The following is a 19,798-nucleotide window of genomic DNA, read 5'->3' as shown; positions in this document are numbered from 1 at the left end:
GATGCAGGCGCAAGTTAAACCTGTTGGCAAAGCCACCTCGCAAGGTAGCTTGGGCGTTTACCTGTTACTCAGGACGCTTACGTACACTGTTCAGCAGATCATTGATGCTGGCGGCTTTTGGTTTTACCAACCAGAATCGACCCAGATAATCTTCATAGTTATCCAGAATCTCTTGTCCCCAAGCACTGCCTGTTTCTTGGACAAACTCAATGATCACCGAGCGAAGGTGGTTTTTGTAAACCTCCATCTGCTCGATATGGATACGATGGATCTCAACCAGCTCGTGGTTGTACTTATCCACAAAGCTCTTATCCATATCCAACACGTAAGCGAAACCGCCTGTCATACCGGCACCGAAGTTGTAGCCAGTTGACCCCAGAACCGTCACTAAACCGCCTGTCATGTATTCACAACAGTGGTCACCAGCCCCTTCGATTACCGCATGGCAGCCAGAGTTACGCACCGCAAAGCGCTCGCCAGCACAGCCGGAAGCAAACAACTTACCGCCTGTCGCACCGTACAAGCAGGTGTTACCGATGATGGCACTGTCCTTCGACTGGATGTTGGCGTTGGTAAATGGACGAATCACCACTTTACCACCGGCCATGCCTTTACCAACGTAGTCGTTTGCATCACCTTCCAAGTACAGGTTTTGACCACCGGCGTTCCAAACACCAAAGGACTGACCTGCGTGACCTTTAAAGCGGAAGGTAACCGGCGCATCGTTCATGCCAAGGTCACCGTGGGCTTTCGCAATCGCACCGGAGGTACGTGCACCCACCGAACGGTCACAGTTAGTGATGGTTAATTCCCATTCACCGCCCGCTTTTTGCTGGATGCTTTCAAGCGCCAACTCAATCATGTGCGTGTTCAGTGACGCCTGATCGTATGGCTCGTTACGCGGCTTTTGAACCGTTTGTGGATAATCCGCTGGGACACCCGCATCACTGATGATAGGGCCTAGGTTCAGGTTACGCTGCTTAGACGTTAAACCTTCGGCCAATTCCAGAAGATCAACACGACCTACTAGATCATCCAGCTTGCTGACACCCAAGGCAGCCATCCATTGACGTGTCTCTTCAGCCACGAAGCGGAAGAAGTTTTTCGCCATCTCAACCGTGCCACGGAAGTGATCACGACGCAGCTCTTCGTTTTGCGACGCAACACCCGTTGCACAGTTGTTCAAGTGACAGATACGCAGGTATTTACAGCCCAACGCCACCATCGGCATGGTACCGAAGCCAAAGCTTTCCGCACCCAAGATTGCGCCTTTAACCACATCCAGACCGGTCTTCAAGCCGCCGTCTGTCTGCAAGCGAACATTGCCACGCAAGTGGTTAGCACGCAGCGACTGGTGCGCATCCGACAGACCCAACTCCCACGGAGAGCCCGCATAGTGGATCGATGTCAGAGGTGATGCAGCCGTACCGCCGTCGTAACCAGAGATGGTAATCAAATCCGCATACGCTTTGGCAACACCACACGCAATGGTGCCAACGCCTGGACGCGATACCAGTTTGACCGACACCAACGCCTCTGGGTTAACTTGCTTCAGGTCGAAGATCAGCTGAGCCAAATCCTCGATTGAGTAGATATCGTGGTGCGGTGGTGGAGAGATCAACGTCACCCCAGGAACCGAGTAACGCAGACGAGCGATCAGCTCGTTTACTTTACCGCCCGGTAACTGCCCACCTTCACCAGGCTTCGCGCCCTGTGCCACTTTGATCTGCATCACTTCGGCGCTGGCCAGATAGCCCGGCGTTACACCAAAGCGGCCAGAAGCGACCTGTTTGATTTTAGAGCGCTTCATCGTGCCGTGACGCACAGGGTCTTCACCACCCTCACCGGAGTTGGATCGACCACCCAGCTCGTTCATGGCAACCGCCAACGCTTCGTGCGCCTCTGGTGACAGAGCACCCAAAGACATCGCCGCAGAGTCGAAACGGGCCAAGATGTTTTCAACCGGCTCAACCTGATCCAACGCAATCGGCGTCACATCGGTTTTCAGTTTCAACAAGTCACGGATCGTCGCAACGCCGCGCTTATTCACAAGGTCAGCGTACTCTTGGTAACGCGCAGGGTTACCTGATTTAACCGCCTCGTGGATGGTGCGCACCACATCCGGGTTAACCGCATGATACTCATCATCGAACTTGTACTTTAACAAACCACCTTGTTGGATCGGTTTGCGAGCAACCCAAGCCTCTTTAGCCAACAAAGACTGCTCGAATTGGAAGTCCTCAAAGCGCGCGCCTTCGATGCGGCTGGTCACGCCTTTAAAACATAGATCCACGATCTCTGAGCTAAGACCGATCGCTTCAAACAACTGAGCACCGCGGTAAGAGGCAATGGTAGAGATCCCCATCTTCGATAGGATCTTCATCAAGCCTTTTTTGATGCCTTTGCGGTAGTTCTCATGGCTGTCCATCGGTGACAATGGAATCTCATTGCCCATGCACAAATCGGTCAGGACTCGGTAAGCCAAGTATGGGAAGACCGCTGTAGCACCAAAGCCGAACAGCACAGCAAAGTGATGAGGGTCACGCGCAGTACCGGTTTCAACAATGATGTTCGCATCGCAACGAAGGCCAGTATCAACCAGACGGTGATGAACCGCACCGGTCGCCATCGCCGCATGGATCGGCAGCTTGCCTTTTTCGATGTTTGCATCGGTTAAGATCAGCTGTGATTTACCGCTACGAACCGCTTCTTCGGCTTGGTCGGTAACGCTCGCAACCGCTTCTTTCAAAGAGGTCGTCGCTGGATCGTACTGGAGTTCGATAAACGCCACTTCGAATCCGGACTCTTTATTGTCACGAATACGGTTGAACTTGGACGCAGACAATACTGGCGTGGTCAAAATCACACGACGAGCATGTTCTGGTGTTTCTTCAAAGATGTTTTGTTCACGACCGATGCAGGTCTCAAGCGACATAACGATCGCTTCACGCAACGGGTCGATAGGTGGGTTAGTCACCTGCGCAAACTGCTGACGGAAGTAGTCATACACCGAGCGTACACGGTTAGACAGCACCGCCATCGGCTTGTCATCGCCCATGGAGCCTACCCCTTCCATACCGGACTCACCCAGTGGGCGCAAAATTTGATCGCGCTCTTCAAAGGTCACCTGGAACATCTTCATGTAGGATTTTAAGGTATCCGAAGACATTTCAGGGAAGGCAACCGACTCCTCTTTGTAGCTCATAGTTTGCTCTAAACGCAGAGCATTCTCTTTAAGCCACTTTTTGTAAGGCTGTGCCGTTTTTAGTTTATTGTCGACATCCGAGGTGTGCAGAATCTCACCGGTTTGTGTGTCGATGGCCAAGATTTGTCCTGGCCCTACACGACCTTGCGCGACGATGTCTTCAGGGTTGTAACTAAACACACCAATTTCAGAAGCTGTGCAGATGTAATCTTGCTTTGTCATCACCCAACGCGATGGACGCAGGCCATTACGGTCTAGCATACATACCGCAAAACGACCGTCGGTCATTACCATGCCCGCTGGACCATCCCAAGGTTCCATGTGCATAGAGTTGTATTCGTAAAACGCACGAAGATCGGAATCCATCGTGTCAACGTTCTGCCACGCAGGCGGAACGATCATACGAACAGCGCGGTAGATATCCACACCACCGGTCATCAAGAACTCCAGCATGTTATCCATGCTCGATGAGTCAGACCCTGTTGTGTTAACGATTGGCTGCAATTGCGCCAACTCAGGTAATAGAGGGGTCGCAAACTTGCGTGCACGCGCACGTGCCCAGTTGCGGTTACCGTCGATGGTGTTGATCTCACCGTTGTGCGCTAAGAAGCGGAACGGCTGAGCCAGCGGCCAACGAGGTGCTGTGTTGGTAGAGAAACGCTGGTGGTAAGTACACACCGCCGTTTCTAGACGCTCGTCTGCCAAGTCTGTGTAAAACGCAGGCAGATCTACAGGCATCATTAAGCCTTTGTAGGAAATAACGCTTTCGGACAAGCTGCAGATGTAAAAGTCCGGATCAACACCCAAAATGATCTCGGCTTTACGACGGGCAACGAACAAACGAATCGCAAACGCGCGCTCGGAGTCTTCACCCGGTTCTACAAAAACTTGCTCGATGCGAGGCAAGGTGTCTTTGGCAATTGGGCCTAGGCAGCTCTCATCCGTTGGCACTTCGCGCCACGCGGCTACCTTCAGTCCTTGAGCATCCAGCTCGTTATTCAGCGTAGAGCGTGCTTCTTCCGCTAATGTTGCATCCTGCGATAGGAACACCATACCTACTGCATATTGTTCACCCAGCGTAATGTTTTGCTCTTCGCTGAGAACGGTGCGTAGGAAACCATCAGGCTTTTGCATCAGCAATCCACAGCCATCACCTGTCTTACCGTCGGCAGCAATACCGCCACGGTGTGTCATACAAGCGAGTGCCTCGATTGCTTTTGTCAGCAGATCGTGACTGGCTTCACCTTTAAGGTGCGCCATCAAACCAAAGCCACAGTTATCCTTAAACTCACCGGGGCGATACAGACCTGTGCTCATACGTACTCTCACTAATAGTTCTTGTAAAACAAAGATTTAATTATGTAACTCTTCGACTGATTATTATTATGGCAGGCAAAAAGGGACGGCTATTTTACACAGAGAGGCCTCTTGGGACAAATTTTAAGCAATCGGCCAAGTCCCAAAAGATAAAAAAAGCGGGCAAAATGTCGCTTTGGTGGTATTTTTCGCCTCTATGGCGAAAGAAAAAAGTTATTTTTTCTGGATGTCTTGCTGGACACCTTTAATGCTTCGGGACCAAGGTTTAAGCGATTTTAGCTCTTCTGGAAGCGAACTGACCGCTCGATTGGCCGCTGATTTACTTGCATACTGACCATAGACCACAACGTGCCATGGCTGCCCTTTATACACCGTACGGAAATAATATAGACGATTTGGGTTCTTTAATCCCGCCATAAATCGCGCAACACTGGCTTCCTCGCGAGCAGCTAGCACCTGCAAGGTGAAGCCAGAAGTCGGCCACTGCATAAGTTGATCTTCCTTCAACCAACGCTCGGCAGGCCCCTTCGTAGCGGTCGCAGCGGGCTTAGGCTTTTCAACCTTAGGCTCGGGTGTTGCTTTAATATCAGGCGTTTTTACGGGTGTTTCAGCCGGTTTCGACGCGGTTTGTTGAGGCTTAGGCGCTGTTGGTGCGACCTTTGGCTCCGAAGGCTTTGGCGCAACTTGAGCGAATGTTTCAGCCACTTGCGTGTCGTTATTAGCAACACTGTTTTGCTCGGCTGTAGGCGGTGAAACAGGGGGTACTTCCGGGCTAGAAACCGGCTCTGGGTCTACAGGCAAGGGCTCGCTGGACTCAACCGCCGCCGCGGCGACCTCTTCAACAGACGCAGGGGCTGGCTGCTCATCTAAGCGTGCCTCTTGCTCTGCCAAACGCTTAGATAGCTCGCTGCGCTCATCCGGCAAGTTTAATGGGGCGTTTTCAGGGGCTTGATCATCACCCAAATTAAGCGCCAAAGGTTCACTGATTCGGCCACTCACAGAAGCTACACTTGGCTCATCTTCACCTGGGAACATCTGCCAAAGCGAAATACCCAGTATTAAAGTCAGTACACCACCAATCCCCAGCAAGTGCGGCATGGGTAGAGGTAGAGCGCGCTTACGAGCCCCGCCAGTGTGTTCATTACTGTCCACCGCTTCAGCGTTATCCGACACAAAGGCCGTTAACGAGGCAATCAACTGCCCCGGTACCCCTTCGGACTGAGCTAAAATCTGTTTAAGCGCTTTGCCCGAAGGCATGGTTTCGGTTAAGTGAAGGTGCTCTAGGAACGTCTCGCTCTCCTCATCATCCAGAGGATGCAGCGTCTCGACGTGCAATCGGCCATCCAATGTTTCTGGGACTTCCAGCGAAACTAAGCGATTGACCAGTGCATCTGTTCCGCTTAATACCAATTGCGGGCGACCTTTACCCAACATAACCATGTTGGTCAGAAGCTCGACGGCTTCATCGGATAGCCATTCGGCGTTATCAATGATGATCAGTAACTGCTGACCGACCTCATTTAGGCCACGCACATGCTCGGTAAATTCAAGTAGCGCCTCTCGCGCTTGAGTTGCTTCAAGGGATAAGGCGTGTGCTAAGTGCTGAATCAAGCCTTTCGGTGTGCAGGTATCATCTAAGGGGATAAACAGTGGATGGGCGGTTGTGCCCTCGGCCGAAATCGCCAGCTGATCCGCCAGCATGGTTTTACCGATTTGATCGGGGCCTGTAATGACAATTAGAAAATCCGAATAGCGCACTAAGTGCGACAACTTATCCACAAGTTGAATTCGGCTTGGCGGCTCGAAATAAACGGCCTCTGTCATTACAGTATCCCTTCTTTCAAACGGTAAGTCGTTTACGCCAGATTACAGGCCGTTGAGATAATCAATCAATACCTGAGTATCAAAATCGGATGTGACGGTAGCCTCACCCACCGCATTCAGCAGAACCAAACGCAATCGACCATCAAGGACTTTTTTATCAACCGCCATTAAAGACATAAAATCATCAGCGCTCATTTGCTCTGGTGGCGCAATCGGTAATGCCGCTTTTTGCAAAACCGTTTTAGTGCGCTCTAGCGCTCTAGCATCAATCCAACCTAAACGATGAGACAGCTCAACAGCCATCACAGTTCCGGCGGCAACCGCTTCACCATGCAACCATACGCCATAACCTTGATGCGTTTCGATGGCATGACCAAAGGTGTGACCCAAGTTTAAGATGGCGCGAATACCGGTCTCTTGCTCATCTTGAGCTACAATCTCCGCTTTGATCTCGCAAGAGCGCTTAACCGCATAAGACAGCGCTGCAGCATCTTTAGCCATTAAAGCGTCCATATTGGCTTCAAGCCAATCCAAAAACGCAAGATCATAGATCAAGCCATACTTGATGACCTCAGCAAGGCCTGCGGAAAGCTCACGATCAGGTAGGGTTGAAAATGTACTCATGTTAGCGAGCACCAACTGCGGCTGGTAAAAAGCGCCAATCATGTTTTTACCCAGCGGATGGTTCACCCCTGTTTTGCCACCCACCGATGAGTCCACTTGCGACAACAAAGTGGTCGGACACTGGATAAAAGCAACACCACGCTGATATGAAGCTGCCGCATAGCCTGTCATATCGCCCACGACCCCACCGCCTAACGCGATCAAGGTGGTCGTGCGGTTGTGTCGTTTATCAAGCAGAGCATCGTAAATGCGCATTAAATAATCGCAGTTTTTATACGCTTCGCCATCGGGAAGAATCACCGCATCCACCTGAAAGTCCGTTAAGCAGGCTTTTAGCGCATCCAAATAAAGAGGAGCAATGGTTTCGTTCGTGACAACCATCACTTGGCGACCTTTGATGTACGGCGCTAAGTGCTCTTTTTGAAACAGCGCTTCACCAATCAGAATGGGGTAAGATCGATCACCAAGATCAACAGTTAATGATTCCACGAATGACTCCAGTTAGTTAGCCTCGCTGCCAACACTGATTCGCTCATTAACCTGTCGTACGATATCCGACACGACGCCTTTTGGGTGGCGGCGATCGGTTTTTACCAGTACATCACAACACTCAAGGTAAAGAGGTTCACGGATTTCCAGCAAGCGTTCCAAAATAGCTCTTGGGTTTTCGGCTTGCAGCAGCGGGCGATTTTTATCTTTTGCGGTACGTTCCAGTTGATGATCAACGGACGTTTTAAGGTAGACAACGTGCCCACGGGCACGCAGATGGCGGCGGTTACTGTCCCTTAGGATAGCACCGCCTCCGGTTGCTAAAACAATGTTGTCGAGCTGAGTCAGTTCGTCCATCACATTTTCTTCGCGGTCTCTAAAGCCGCTTTCACCTTCGACATCAAATATCCAAGGTATGTTGGCTCCGGCTCGGTCTTCGATGACTTTATCCACATCGATGAATTCGAGATTCAATTCCTGAGCCAATAGACGCCCTATGGTACTTTTCCCCGATCCCATAGGGCCGACTAAGAAAATGTTCAACTAACCACACTCATATATTAACGGGCATTACTCAGCGACTCGCGAACAAGTTTTGGAGTAATGAAGATCAACAGCTCTTCTTTGTTGTTTTCAGCAACTGTTTTCTTGAAGAGATTTCCAACGACGGGAATATCCCCTAAAAGCGGTGTTTTGTAAACATAGTCAGAGCGGTTGTTTTGGTAAACACCCCCCAGAACTACGGTTTCACCGTCTTTTACAACCACTGAGGTTTCAAGCTCATTGGTGTCGATGCTGATCTCACCGTTATCCAGAGTTTGACCGATGGAGTCATTGTTAATTTTCAGCTCCAACGCAATGCGATCACCGGGGTTGATCTGAGGTGTCACATCCAAGCTTAGCACCACATCTTTAAATTCGATGCTGACTTCACCATCTTCAACCGTCTGATAAGGCACTTCACTACCGGACTTGATGTAAGCCGCTTTACCGTTCGTGGTGATGACTTTTGGCTGAGATACGATCTCGATTTTGCCTTCACTCTGCATTGCAGACAGTTCGGTCGCCAACGCAAAGCTATTGGTTGCATAACCCAATACCAAAGATGATGTTGTGCCTGATGCGCCCAAATCGACGTTCAGAGGCAGGTCAGCACCGGATACCGGGAAGTCTTCAACATAATAGGCAGATGTATCACCGCTACCACCGGCAACAAAGTTACTGTCTTGCAGACCAAAGCCCCAACGGATACCCAGTTCGCGGCTGTAATCAGCACGCGCCGTAACCAAACGCGCCTCAATCATAATCTGAGACACTTCGGTATCGAATTGGCGCAGAGTACGACGGATTTCATCCAGCTGTTTAGCCGTTTCACGCACCATCAAACGGTTGGTTTGATCGTCCGCAACAATAAAGCCACGTTCCGTTACCAGTTTTGCATCGTAAATACGCTGACGCATTTCGGATGCTTTACGGAAATCCACTTGGATGAAGTCTGTAACCAGCGGGGATAACTCTTCAACCTGCTTTTGGCTTTCAAGCTCGATTCGCTCACGCTCTGCGATCTGCTCAGCAGGAGCAACCAACAGAACATTACCAATCTGACGCTTATCCAGGCCACGAGTCTTCAGGACGATATCCAGCGCTTGATCCCAAGGAACATGCTTAAGACGCAGGGTAATTTCACCATCAACCGCATCATCTACAACCAAGTTCAGTTGAGCCACCTCAGCTAAGATTTGCAGAACGGAACGCACGCTCACGTTTTGGAAGTTAAGGTCAATCTTCTCACCCGAGTATGGGAATTGATTGGCTTTGCGGTCTTCCTCTTCGGCACGCGTCAGCGGTTTAAAGTCCAGCACCAGTTTATTGCCCGTTTGGTACGCCATGTAGTCGTAAGGCGCGCTACCCGGTTTAACCAAGATTTTCGTGTTGCGACCTGCCGCCATGGCATCCACAAACATCACCGGCGTTGCAAAATCCTGAACATCGATGCGCTGTTGCAATGAGTTGTTCAGCGACGCGCCCGACAAAGAAACAACAACATTGTTGCCCTCTTCATCCACGTTCAAGCCCGCTTGATCGTCGGTCATGGTGATCACGATTCGACCAATACCACCATCCACTCGCTGGAAATCGATGCCGTTTACACGGGTTTTATCATCGTACGCTTGCAGCTGATTTTTAGGCTTCATCAAGGACGCAGGCTTGTTATCCGCCTGTTTTGTGACGGAACCTGTTTGTCCGAACACTAAAAATAAACTATTTCCTTCGGAGAAGGTCTCATACCCTGTAGATGCATAAAGAGCGGTCACAATGCGAAGACGATCACCGCCTTGGGCAAAGCTCATGGCTTCAACATCACCGGTACGAATATCCAGCGCTTTACGGCCTAGGTCATTCTCGACACCCCATAAATCCAAGATCAATCTTGGCGGGTTGTCCGTGGTGTACGCTTTGGGTGTTGGAGGTGCCTGGTCAAAATCCAGCTTCACTTCCAGCTTACCGCCTGGCAATGTCACAAACGACGAATCCTTCAAGAGGACGGCGCCATGTGCAATAACCGACAGGAACAAGCTGAAAAAGCCAACAAGAGCTGTTACTGCACCACCCCTGATCAACGACTTAATGGTTTTCTGATTCTGTTTCATTCAACTTTCCTTCGGTTATTCCTGCTCAACCAATTCCAGTATGCGCGGTCGTTGCATCCAGCCGCCACGTCCGTTTGATATGATTTCCACGACATCTAAACGCTGCTCATTAATTGCAACGACTTGGCCGAAATCCAGCCCCAGATGATCCCCTTTGGATACACGGTGGATCTCACCGTTATTATCCAAGACCAAAGCCCACAAGCGATCCGCTTCGGACTTTGCGATGGTACCTACCATCTTTAAGTTATCAATCGAAAACTGCTCCAAGTACTCACGCGGGCGATCCTGATCAGGCTCAATGCCATTATCATTATCGACAACAATGGGTTCAAAGGAGGTTTCAATTTTGACCAAAGGTACGAACGGGTCTCGCAAGCTTGCCCCTTCATACACAAAACTGTGATACGGCTCAAAGGTCGGCAGTGGCTCAATTTTACCACGCGGCTTTGATTCCACATCAGCGATAAAGGTTTGAAGATCAGATGTATCTTCTACCCAGACGCAGCCCGTAAGCGACAAGGCCAGCGCCATACAAAGATAAGGCTTACTTTTCTGTATCATCATAACGGTACGTCTTCGCTAGAATAGCCATTTCGAGCGGGCCATCATTAGTTGGTGTTAATCCGCCATTGCCTTGTCTTGCGTTTGCATCCGCAGGCTTGATGGTAAAGTCATGCAAGGTAACGATACGTTTGATCGCGGCTATACCACTCACAAACTGTCCCATTTGGTGATACGTTCCTCGCACTTCTATATTGATCGGCAGCTCGATGTAAAACTGATCTTTCTTTTCAGGTGCAAGCTCAATTAAACGGATATCCAAACCAGCCGCACGGCCAATGTCTGAGATATCTTCAAGCAGGCCTGGCACCTCTTTCTGAGTTGGCAACTGACGCAGCAGCTCGGCAAACTCCTCCTCCACATCGGCCATTTGCTGGCGCAATGTAACCAAGTTCGCCACTTGGAAAGACTTGTTTTGGAATTCCGTTTTCAGCGTGCGTTCTTGAGCGATATTACGATCCAGCTGACTGGCTTTATCGCTGATGTAAAAGTGATTGCCCGCAAACAGCACTACACCGAATGCGATCAAATACACAATTACCTTAACGCCGATCGGCCAGCTGCCTGCGGTCGAAAAGTCTAAGTTGTTTGGATCAAAGCCTTGGAAGGCGGATTTCAACGACTGCATTATTTCGCCTCCTCTGCTTTAGGCTTACTGAGCGGCACAATCAGGTCAAACTCACGCACAGTCGCATTACGGTTTGCGCCCTCACCGACCATGTCGAGTTCTGGCTCATCAAACCAGATCGAGTTATCCATATTCCGCATCAAGGTTGATACGTCTTTGTTTTGTGCCACGATGCCTTTTACATTGATGCTGTCTTTTGCCACACCTGAGTCTTTAAAGCCCTCTTCTGAGCGCTCAACCAAGGTGTAGTGGATGGAATCCGGAAGCACCTGAACCAACTCATCGAAGTTTCGTACGATCAATGGTCGGTTACCTTGCAACTCTTGAATGGCGTTCAAGCGCTCCAAAAGACGCTCACGCTGCGATTTAAGCTCCTCGATCTCTTTGAGCTTCGAGTCTAAATCTTTGATCTTTTGGGTTAAGAAGCTGTTACGGTCGTTTTGACGATCCGCTTGCAAGTCGTAGTACATGCCCGATGCAAACACAACTAATGCACCAAAAATACCGGCCGCGACCACGCTGGTCGCAAACTGTTTCTGCCTTGCCGCGGCGCGCTCTTCTCGCCAAGGACGAAGGTTAATCTTAGCCATACTTCTCGTCCTCTATTGGTCAAATGAACGCAGGGCCAAACCGCAGGCTTTTAACAACGCCGGGGTGTCTTTCTGCAAACGATCACGGTTAATTTTTGGGCCGATGTCCATTTGTTCAAATGGGCGACCGATGGCAACCGGCAAGCTTAACTCTTCGGATAGGATCTCGGTGATGCCATCGATGGAAGCGGCGCCACCACACAGATAGATTTTTTGCAGCTGGTACTGCACACCGGAGGAGTAGAAGAATTGGAGCGCACGGGATATTTGCTGTGCGATGGTGTAGCGGAATGGGTAAACCATCACCTCTTTTACCTCATCGCTGATCTCGCCCAAACGCAATGCCTGTTCAACTTCGTCGACCGCCATTCCGTATTGATGGTGGATACTGGTGGTCAAATCATTACCGCCGAACGACTGCTCGCGGTTATAAATGATTTTCCCTTCCTTCACGACGTTCAAAGTCAGTGTCGCCGCACCCACATCGACAATCGCCACCATATCTTCCGGTTTTAGATTCTCGTTGATGAGCATCGGAAATACGCGTTCAACCGCGTATGTATCGACATCCATGATTTCGCATTTCAGGCCCGCTGCGTTGATCGCATCTTCACGCTGATCCACATCCTCGCGACGACACGCCACAAGCAGGATCTCGTTAAGATCGGGATTGGAAGCCGCTGGACCGACAATCTCAAAGTCCAGTGCCACCTCGTCAAGCGGGTAAGGAATGAACTGATCAGCCTCTACTTTTACCTGCTCTTCTAGTTCGAGCTCAGTAAAAGACTGACTCAATTCAATCTTCTTTATAATGACGGATGATGAAGGTACCGCAGCAATGGTGCTGGCTTGGCGGATACCACAAATTTTAACCCCGCGTTCGATGGCTTCTGAAACCACGTTCAGTTCTTGTACGTTTCCGTCTACAACCGCAGTGGGAGGCAGCGCTACAATAGCGTAAGCATCCAAGCCGATTGAACTGCCATGACGCGAAAGCGCAACCAGCTTTACAGACGATGAGCCGATGTCGACTCCCACCCAACTAGCTGCCTTTTTGCGAAACAAACTGACCACAGATTTTTCCTTTAATCATATAGATTTACGCTCTGTATGCAGACTTTAGCTATAAATCACACAAAATTAAACTCCAATTCATCTGGAGAGGCTATATTTGCACCGATATAATGCCCAACCGAACTTTTAAACCCTCAAGGTCAGTATGCGTTTTTTAACTTGGTTTTTCCGTATTACCATCGTGTTAGTCCTTTTAGGTACTGTGGTCGGCGGAATCGTAGCCTTCACGTTGTACCAACACTTTGTCCCTCAATTGCCCGATGTGGAGCAATTGCGCGATGTTAAATTCCAAACGCCTCTAAAAGTTATGTCCAAGGATGGAAAACTGATCGCAGAGTTTGGCGAAAAACGCCGGATACCTGTCCAGTTTGATCACATCCCTGAGCATTTCGTCAGAGCATTACAAGCGGCCGAAGACACTCGCTTCTTTGAACATAGCGGCATCGACTTAAAAGGCTTAAGTCGCGCAGCGGTTCAATTAGTCTCAACCGGCCAAATTCAAAGTGGTGGTTCTACCATCACTATGCAGGTCGCCAAGAACTTTTTCTTGTCACGCGAACGAACATTCGAGCGTAAATTCAATGAGATATTATTAGCACTCAAAATTGAACGTTCCCTTAGCAAAGAGGAAATTTTAGAACTTTACGTTAATAAAATTTACCTTGGCCACCGCTCGTACGGTATTCAAGCTGCCGCTTACGTGTACTACGGTAAGGATATCTCCGAACTAAGCTTAGCTCAGTTAGCGATGATTGCCGGATTACCGAAAGCGCCTTCTGCATTTAACCCCATCACCAACCCATCCCGCGCGATTGAACGTCGCAATTGGATCTTGGGACGGATGAAAGAACTTGGGTTTATCTCGGCGCCGGAATACACCGAAGCGGTCAATCAACAGGTAACGGCGAAATACCACACGACCGAGATTGAACTGTACGCCCCCTACATGGCCGAGATGGTTCGTCAGGATCTATACGAGCAATACGGCGAGGATCTCTACACCGAAGGCCTTACCGTTTACACCACCATCGAAAGCGAGAAACAACTTTCGGCCAACAAAGCAGTACGCGACGGGTTATTAAGTTACGTTAAACGTCACGGCTACCGTGGTCCTGAGAAGCAACTTGAGGTTTCAGGCTTAGATGACAAAGCCGTTGCTGAGCTGATCAAAGATGAGTTCATGTACACCGACCTAGAACCTGCTGTGGTTATCGACATTGCCAACCAAAGCATGGTGGCTGTTCGTAAAAACGGTGAGCGCGTCACACTGGAGTGGGATAGGATTAAATGGGCCAAACCCTTTTTGTCTGTAAACTCCTTTGGACCAGCACCTAAAAAAGCCGCTGATGTTGCAAGCGTGGGTGACTTGATCCGTGTGATCTATTTAGATGACAAATGGGAGTTGAGCCAAGTACCGAAAGTACAAGGCGCTATGGTAGCGATGACGCCACAAAACGGCGCCATTGAAGCCTTGGTAGGCGGTTTCAGTTTTGCACTGAACAACTTCAACCGAGCGACTCAGGCGTATCGCCAGCCAGGTTCTAACTTCAAGCCATTCGTCTATGCAGCGGCGATGGAAAATGGCTACACCCCAGCCACCATCATCAACGATGCGCCGATTGTTATGAACAGTCGCAACATGGATGACAGCTGGCGTCCGAACAACTCAGGTGGCAACTTCAATGGCCCGACGCGTCTGCGCGTCGGCTTGTACCGCTCACGTAACTTGGTCTCGATTCGTCTTTTAAGGGACCTTGGTATCGAGAAAGCGGTTGAATACTTATCGCGCTTTGGGTTTGATCCAAAAACACTGCCGCATAACCTCTCGTTATCGCTCGGCAGTGCGGACGTGACTCCACTTGAACTGGTGACAGGCTACGCAGGTTTTGCCAACGGCGGCTATAAAGTTGAGCCGTTCTACATCGAGAAAATCGTAGATCCGTATGGTGAAACCGTCTTTGAAGCGACCCCCAAACAAGTGTGCAACGAAGATGCCTGCCAAGAGTTCGCCGCTAAGCGGATCATGGACAGCCGTGTTAACTTCTTGCTATACACCATCCTTCAAGACGTCATCCGTCGTGGTACCGGTACCGCCGCGCTGGTGCTTAAGCGCTCTGACATTGCAGGCAAAACGGGTACAACCAACGATCAAAAAGACGCTTGGTTTACTGGCTACAACAGCCAGTTAGTAACAACGGCATGGGTGGGTTACGACCAGCCCACCAGCCTTGGTCGTCGAGAGTTTGGTGGTACTGCAGCCCTGCCGATCTGGATCAGCTTTATGGGCGATGCCCTAAAAGACACTGAACTTGCCCCTGTACCTATGCCAAAAGGCATTGTGCGGATGCGTGTTGACCCGACCACAGGCAATCGGTCTGGCGGCGGCATCATGGAGTATTTCAGCTCTGACCACCTTCCAGGCTACGGTACCAGCGCAGGCTACAAAGGCGGCCAATCCACTGAGGAGATCTTCTGATCTTCTCTGACGGTCCATTAAAAACCAGCCACTCGGCTGGTTTTTTTTATGCCAACAAGACCAGTTAAGGACTCTTGTAAGCACCTCTGTAAGAGCCTCTGTAAGAAGCAGCAACATTAAAAGCTAAAAGACAGGCACAAAAAAACCGGCAAGTGCCGGTTTTTTATTGGAACCGCTAAGTCACTTATTTAGTGTCTTCAACTGTGTTCAACGGGTAGTTTGCAGGCATTGGCAGGCCCGCTACACCGGTATCGATCGCCGCTTGAGCAACCGCTTGAGACAATGCACCCAACAGACGCTCATCCGTTGGCTTAGGCAGAATGTACTCACGACCGAATTCCAGAGCGTCCATACCGTACGCTTCCAGAACCGCTTGAGGTACAGGCTCTTTCGCCAGATCAGCCAGCGCACGAACTGCCGCTGCTTTCATCTCTTCGTTGATCGCTTTAGCACGAACATCCAACGCACCACGGAAGATGAATGGGAAGCCCAACACATTGTTTACCTGGTTCGGGAAGTCAGAACGGCCAGTTGCCATGATGACATCGCTGCGCGTAGCACGCGCCAGGTCAGGGTGAATTTCAGGATCTGGGTTCGCACATGCAAATACCACAGGGCTGTCAGCCATTTTCTTCAGCTGCTCAGGTGAGAGCAGGTTAGGGCCAGACAATCCAACAAACACATCCGCACCGTCGATGGCATCATCCAACGTACGCTTGTCTGTTTCAGTGGCAAAAATCGCTTTCTCAGTGGTCAGGTCTTCACGGCCAGAGTGGATCACACCCTTACGGTCGAGCATGTAGATGTTCTCTACTTTAGCTCCCATGTTCAGCAACAGCTTCATACATGCAACAGCTGCCGCACCTGCACCTAGGGTAACAATAGTAGCGTCTTCAAGTTTCTTACCTGCGATTTCCAACGCATTGATCATACCCGCTGCGGTAACGATTGCCGTACCGTGCTGATCATCGTGGAATACAGGGATGTTGCAACGTTCAATCAGGGCGCGTTCGATTTCGAAACACTCAGGTGCTTTGATATCTTCCAGGTTGATACCGCCGAAGGTTTCAGCAATGCGTGCGACTGTATCGATGAACGCTTGTGGGCTTTCTGCATCCACTTCAATATCGATTGAGTCGATACCTGCGAACTTTTTGAACAGCAGCGCTTTACCTTCCATTACCGGCTTAGAAGCCAAAGGCCCTAAGTCGCCCAGACCCAGAATCGCAGAACCGTTTGAGATCACCGCCACCAGGTTGCCTTTCGCTGTGTAGCGATACGCATTTTCAGGATCCTTCGCAATTTCACGCACGGGCTCAGCTACGCCCGGGCTGTATGCCAAAGAAAGATCGCGGGAGGTTGCAGCTGGTGTGGTCAGCTCGACACTGATTTTACCTGGACGAGGAAACTCGTGGTAATCCAGCGCCGCTTTTTTTAGATCTTCAGACATGGTCGCTATTCCAATTTATTAGACAAAAGACGGACGGACAATCATATAGAAAAGCCCCTTTTTGAACAACTGAAAGCGATAACCAGAAGTCATATCTAATGGCGTTATTTGATAGCCATCAATGGATTAGAGACAAAGGGCGGTAAAGGTTAGCCCTAAGACTAAGACCGAAGGTCACATGGAAGTTACGGGGCCTTGAAACGAAAAAAGCACTCCGAAGAGTGCTTTTTCACATTGACCGTCAAGCAAAAATGCATGACCGAAAATGAGTATTCGATTACTTTTTAGTACCGATGCCACCAAAACGCTTGTTGAAGCGATCGATACGACCACCGCTAGACGCTTCTTTCTGCTTACCAGTATAGAATGGGTGGCATTGGCTGCATACGTCGACGTGCATGTCTTCGCTGTTGGTAGAACGGATGTTCATGGTGTTACCGCAAGAACAAGAGATTTTGATGTCGTCGTACTTAGGATGGATATCCGCTTTCATATTAACCTCGAGGTTTTTTCTGCACCGCCACCCAGTCAGAAAAGCGGTCTAAGACCAGCCTGCTGAGCACCGTACAAAGATTAATTAAGAGCCATTCGCAAACAGCCCAATTAGAGTAGGTCGCGGATTATACTAATTCACCTACCCCTTAGCAACCAACCCCGCGGTATTCGTGTGCCTGACATTGTATTACCATGGGCGATTGAACCAAAAACCTTAGGTAGATCATGGCTCTTTTGCGCATTGCTGTCCCCTCGCCCCTGCGTCGCTTATTTGATTATCAAAGTACTGATAACATGCCCCCAAAGCGGGGCTGCCGCGTAAAAGTCCCTTTTGGCCGCCGAGAGCTAATCGGCATCTGTCTAGAACACCCCGAGCAAACCGACTTACCTGAGACGAAACTCAAACCTGCGATCGAGATTTTAGATCAAGAACCGCCCTTACCCGACTACCTATTGGATTTAGTCCTGTGGGCCGCGGATTACTATCAGCACCCTGTGGGCGATGCGCTGTATCAAGCACTCCCTGGCCACTTACGAAAAGGCGCTCAGCAAATTGAGAGCCACCATACTGTCTTAAAAGCGAAAGAATCGACTTCGCTGGAGGCCATCGCCGCTAACGCGCATAAACAACGTGCGGCGTTATCGCTGATCCTCGAGCATCCGCTTGGCATAAGCCGAGACGCCTATAAAATCGAAGGTGGCGATACCAACGCACTCAACGCCCTGTACAAAAAAGATCTTATCGAAGAGGTTATCGCGAAGGCACACTGGCCAAAGATCGTCACACGCGAGCTTCCCCTGCCCACCAACCAAGAACAAACCGAGGTGCTTAAGCGCATCCATCAAGCACAAGGGTTCAGCCCCATGCTGCTGGAAGGGATAACAGGGTCCGGCAAAACCGAAGTGTATCTGCAGGCGATCCAGCAGGTGCTAGAGCAGGGTAAACAAGCACTGGTACTGGTACCAGAGATTGGCCTTACGCCTCAAACGGTATCGCGTTTTAAAGCCCGGTTTTCAGTCCCCGTTGTGGCCATGCACTCGAATTTAACGGATAAACAGCGTTACGAGGCGTGGCTGGATGCCAAATCAGGACGCGCTGGCATCATCATTGGCACGCGCTCCTCCATATTTACTCCGCTTAAACACCCCGGCATCTTGATCATTGATGAAGAACACGATACCTCCTTTAAACAGCAAGAGGGGTTTCGCTACTGCGCACGTGATTTAGCCATCGTTCGTGCTCATGCCGAGGAGGTCCCCGTTATTTTAGGGTCAGCCACCCCATCGCTCGAAACTCTCAATAATGCTTTACAGGGCCGCTACCAACACCTGCGACTGACCGAACGCGCCGGCAATGCCAAAGCGCCCAGCATTCGTTTATTGGACATTCGGGGCGCTCACCTGCAGAACGGCATCAGCCAAGCCACCTTTGAGCGGATTCGCGCCCACCTTGATCAAGGTACTCAGGTACTGGTGTTTTTGAATCGCAGGGGCTTTGCCCCAAGTCTTAGCTGCCATGATTGCGGATGGATTGCCGAGTGCCGTCGTTGCGATGCAAAAATGACCCTGCACTATCAACCAGCCCACCTGCATTGCCACCACTGCGACAGCCAACGACCGATCCCTTTGCGTTGCGACCAATGCGGCTCGGATCAGATCAAACCTCAAGGGGCGGGTACCGAACGCACTCAGCTCCTGTTGGAAGAGTACTTCCCTGATGTTGAGGTACTGCGGGTGGATCGCGACAGCACCGCGCGAAAGGGGTCACTGAATGCGATGATGGATCAGATCCACACCGGCAAACCGTGCATCTTGGTGGGTACACAAATGTTGGCCAAGGGACATCACTTTCCCAAAGTCACCTTAGTGGTTATTTTGGAGGCTGATGCCGGTCTTTTCAGTACTGATTTTCGAGGCATGGAGCGCACCGCCCAGTTGATCACGCAAGTGGCAGGACGTGCAGGGCGTGCTGAAGATGCAGGTGAGGTGATCATTCAGACTCACCATGCCGAGCACCCACAGCTAATGCAACTGACCACCGAAGGCTATGCGGCCTTCGCCCGTCAAGAGCTGGCGCTACGTCAGTCGTATCAGCAACCACCCTTTAGACACATGGCGGTGTGCCGCGCCGAAACCAATCGAAAAGGCACCGCCGAGAGCTTTCTTCGGTCATTACGCGATACTTTGGAGCCTCAGTTTGCTGGCATCGAGTGGCTCGGCCCCTTCCCTTCCCCCATGGAGAAGAAGGCCGGCGTGTTTCGGGCGCAACTTATTTTGAGCGCCCATTCAAGACCGGCCCTGCAAAATTCGTTATTTCATCTATGCTTAATGACATCAGAACATCCAAGTCAGCGCAAGGTACGCTGGTCGGTTGATGTCGACCCTTATGATCTGTCGTAATTCCTACTAAG

At 50.4% G+C, this 19,798-nt stretch carries 13 protein-coding genes; 2 read left to right on the top strand and 11 right to left on the bottom strand.

What is annotated here, in order from left to right; all coding sequences use genetic code 11:
• Nucleotides 1-64: 64 nt before the first annotated feature.
• The 9 genes from gltB to pilM form a co-directional block, all read right to left on the bottom strand.
• On the bottom strand, nucleotides 65-4,522 hold the full coding sequence (gene gltB / locus ACXAF9_RS09545; RefSeq protein ID WP_475073339.1) for a glutamate synthase large subunit: 4,458 nt from the start codon (nucleotides 4,520-4,522) through the stop codon (nucleotides 65-67).
• A gap of 213 nt (nucleotides 4,523-4,735) precedes the next feature.
• Nucleotides 4,736-6,346, bottom strand: coding sequence for an AAA family ATPase (locus tag ACXAF9_RS09540; RefSeq protein WP_475073337.1), 1,611 nt, complete (start codon nucleotides 6,344-6,346; stop codon nucleotides 4,736-4,738).
• Nucleotides 6,347-6,388: 42 nt separating this feature from the next.
• Nucleotides 6,389-7,459 (bottom strand): 3-dehydroquinate synthase, encoded by a 1,071-nt coding sequence (gene aroB, locus ACXAF9_RS09535; protein ID WP_475073335.1) that lies wholly within the window; start codon nucleotides 7,457-7,459, stop codon nucleotides 6,389-6,391.
• Nucleotides 7,460-7,471: 12 nt separating this feature from the next.
• Nucleotides 7,472-8,002: a shikimate kinase AroK gene (aroK, locus tag ACXAF9_RS09530; RefSeq protein WP_475073333.1), complete on the bottom strand. Its 531-nt coding sequence runs from the start codon at nucleotides 8,000-8,002 to the stop codon at nucleotides 7,472-7,474.
• Nucleotides 8,003-8,019: 17 nt separating this feature from the next.
• On the bottom strand, nucleotides 8,020-10,110 hold the full coding sequence (locus ACXAF9_RS09525; protein ID WP_475073330.1) for a type IV pilus secretin PilQ: 2,091 nt from the start codon (nucleotides 10,108-10,110) through the stop codon (nucleotides 8,020-8,022).
• A 15-nt stretch (nucleotides 10,111-10,125) separates the two neighbouring features.
• Nucleotides 10,126-10,677 carry a pilus assembly protein PilP gene (locus tag ACXAF9_RS09520; RefSeq protein ID WP_475073329.1) on the bottom strand — a complete coding sequence of 184 codons (552 nt, stop codon included), beginning with the start codon at nucleotides 10,675-10,677 and terminating at the stop codon, nucleotides 10,126-10,128.
• On the bottom strand, nucleotides 10,658-11,302 hold the full coding sequence (locus ACXAF9_RS09515; RefSeq protein WP_475073327.1) for a type IV pilus inner membrane component PilO: 645 nt from the start codon (nucleotides 11,300-11,302) through the stop codon (nucleotides 10,658-10,660). The genes ACXAF9_RS09520 and ACXAF9_RS09515 overlap by 20 nt, the downstream gene beginning before the upstream one ends.
• Nucleotides 11,302-11,892 carry a PilN domain-containing protein gene (locus ACXAF9_RS09510; RefSeq protein ID WP_475073325.1) on the bottom strand — a complete coding sequence of 197 codons (591 nt, stop codon included), beginning with the start codon at nucleotides 11,890-11,892 and terminating at the stop codon, nucleotides 11,302-11,304. The genes ACXAF9_RS09515 and ACXAF9_RS09510 overlap by 1 nt, the downstream gene beginning before the upstream one ends.
• Before the next feature lie 12 nt (nucleotides 11,893-11,904).
• Nucleotides 11,905-12,966, bottom strand: a complete 1,062-nt coding sequence (gene pilM / locus ACXAF9_RS09505) for a type IV pilus assembly protein PilM (protein WP_475073323.1) — start codon at nucleotides 12,964-12,966, stop codon at nucleotides 11,905-11,907.
• Nucleotides 12,967-13,111: 145 nt separating this feature from the next.
• Between pilM and ACXAF9_RS09500 the strand changes: the two genes are divergently transcribed.
• Nucleotides 13,112-15,442, top strand: coding sequence for a penicillin-binding protein 1A (locus tag ACXAF9_RS09500; RefSeq protein WP_475073321.1), 2,331 nt, complete (start codon nucleotides 13,112-13,114; stop codon nucleotides 15,440-15,442).
• Between the two features lie 184 nt (nucleotides 15,443-15,626).
• Here the strand turns inward: ACXAF9_RS09500 and ACXAF9_RS09495 are convergent, their stop codons facing one another.
• On the bottom strand, nucleotides 15,627-16,892 hold the full coding sequence (locus ACXAF9_RS09495; RefSeq protein ID WP_475073319.1) for a malic enzyme-like NAD(P)-binding protein: 1,266 nt from the start codon (nucleotides 16,890-16,892) through the stop codon (nucleotides 15,627-15,629).
• A 277-nt stretch (nucleotides 16,893-17,169) separates the two neighbouring features.
• Nucleotides 17,170-17,385 (bottom strand): 50S ribosomal protein L31, encoded by a 216-nt coding sequence (rpmE, locus tag ACXAF9_RS09490; protein WP_475073316.1) that lies wholly within the window; start codon nucleotides 17,383-17,385, stop codon nucleotides 17,170-17,172.
• Between the two features lie 227 nt (nucleotides 17,386-17,612).
• Between rpmE and ACXAF9_RS09485 the strand changes: the two genes are divergently transcribed.
• Nucleotides 17,613-19,787 (top strand): primosomal protein N', encoded by a 2,175-nt coding sequence (locus ACXAF9_RS09485; RefSeq protein WP_475073314.1) that lies wholly within the window; start codon nucleotides 17,613-17,615, stop codon nucleotides 19,785-19,787.
• The last annotated feature ends 11 nt before the right edge of the window (nucleotides 19,788-19,798 follow it).

Source organism: Neptunomonas sp. ABH4_499, from assembly GCF_056160565.1.
Note: the sequence above shows the minus strand (reverse complement) of the source record. Positions and strands in the feature narration are given on the sequence as shown.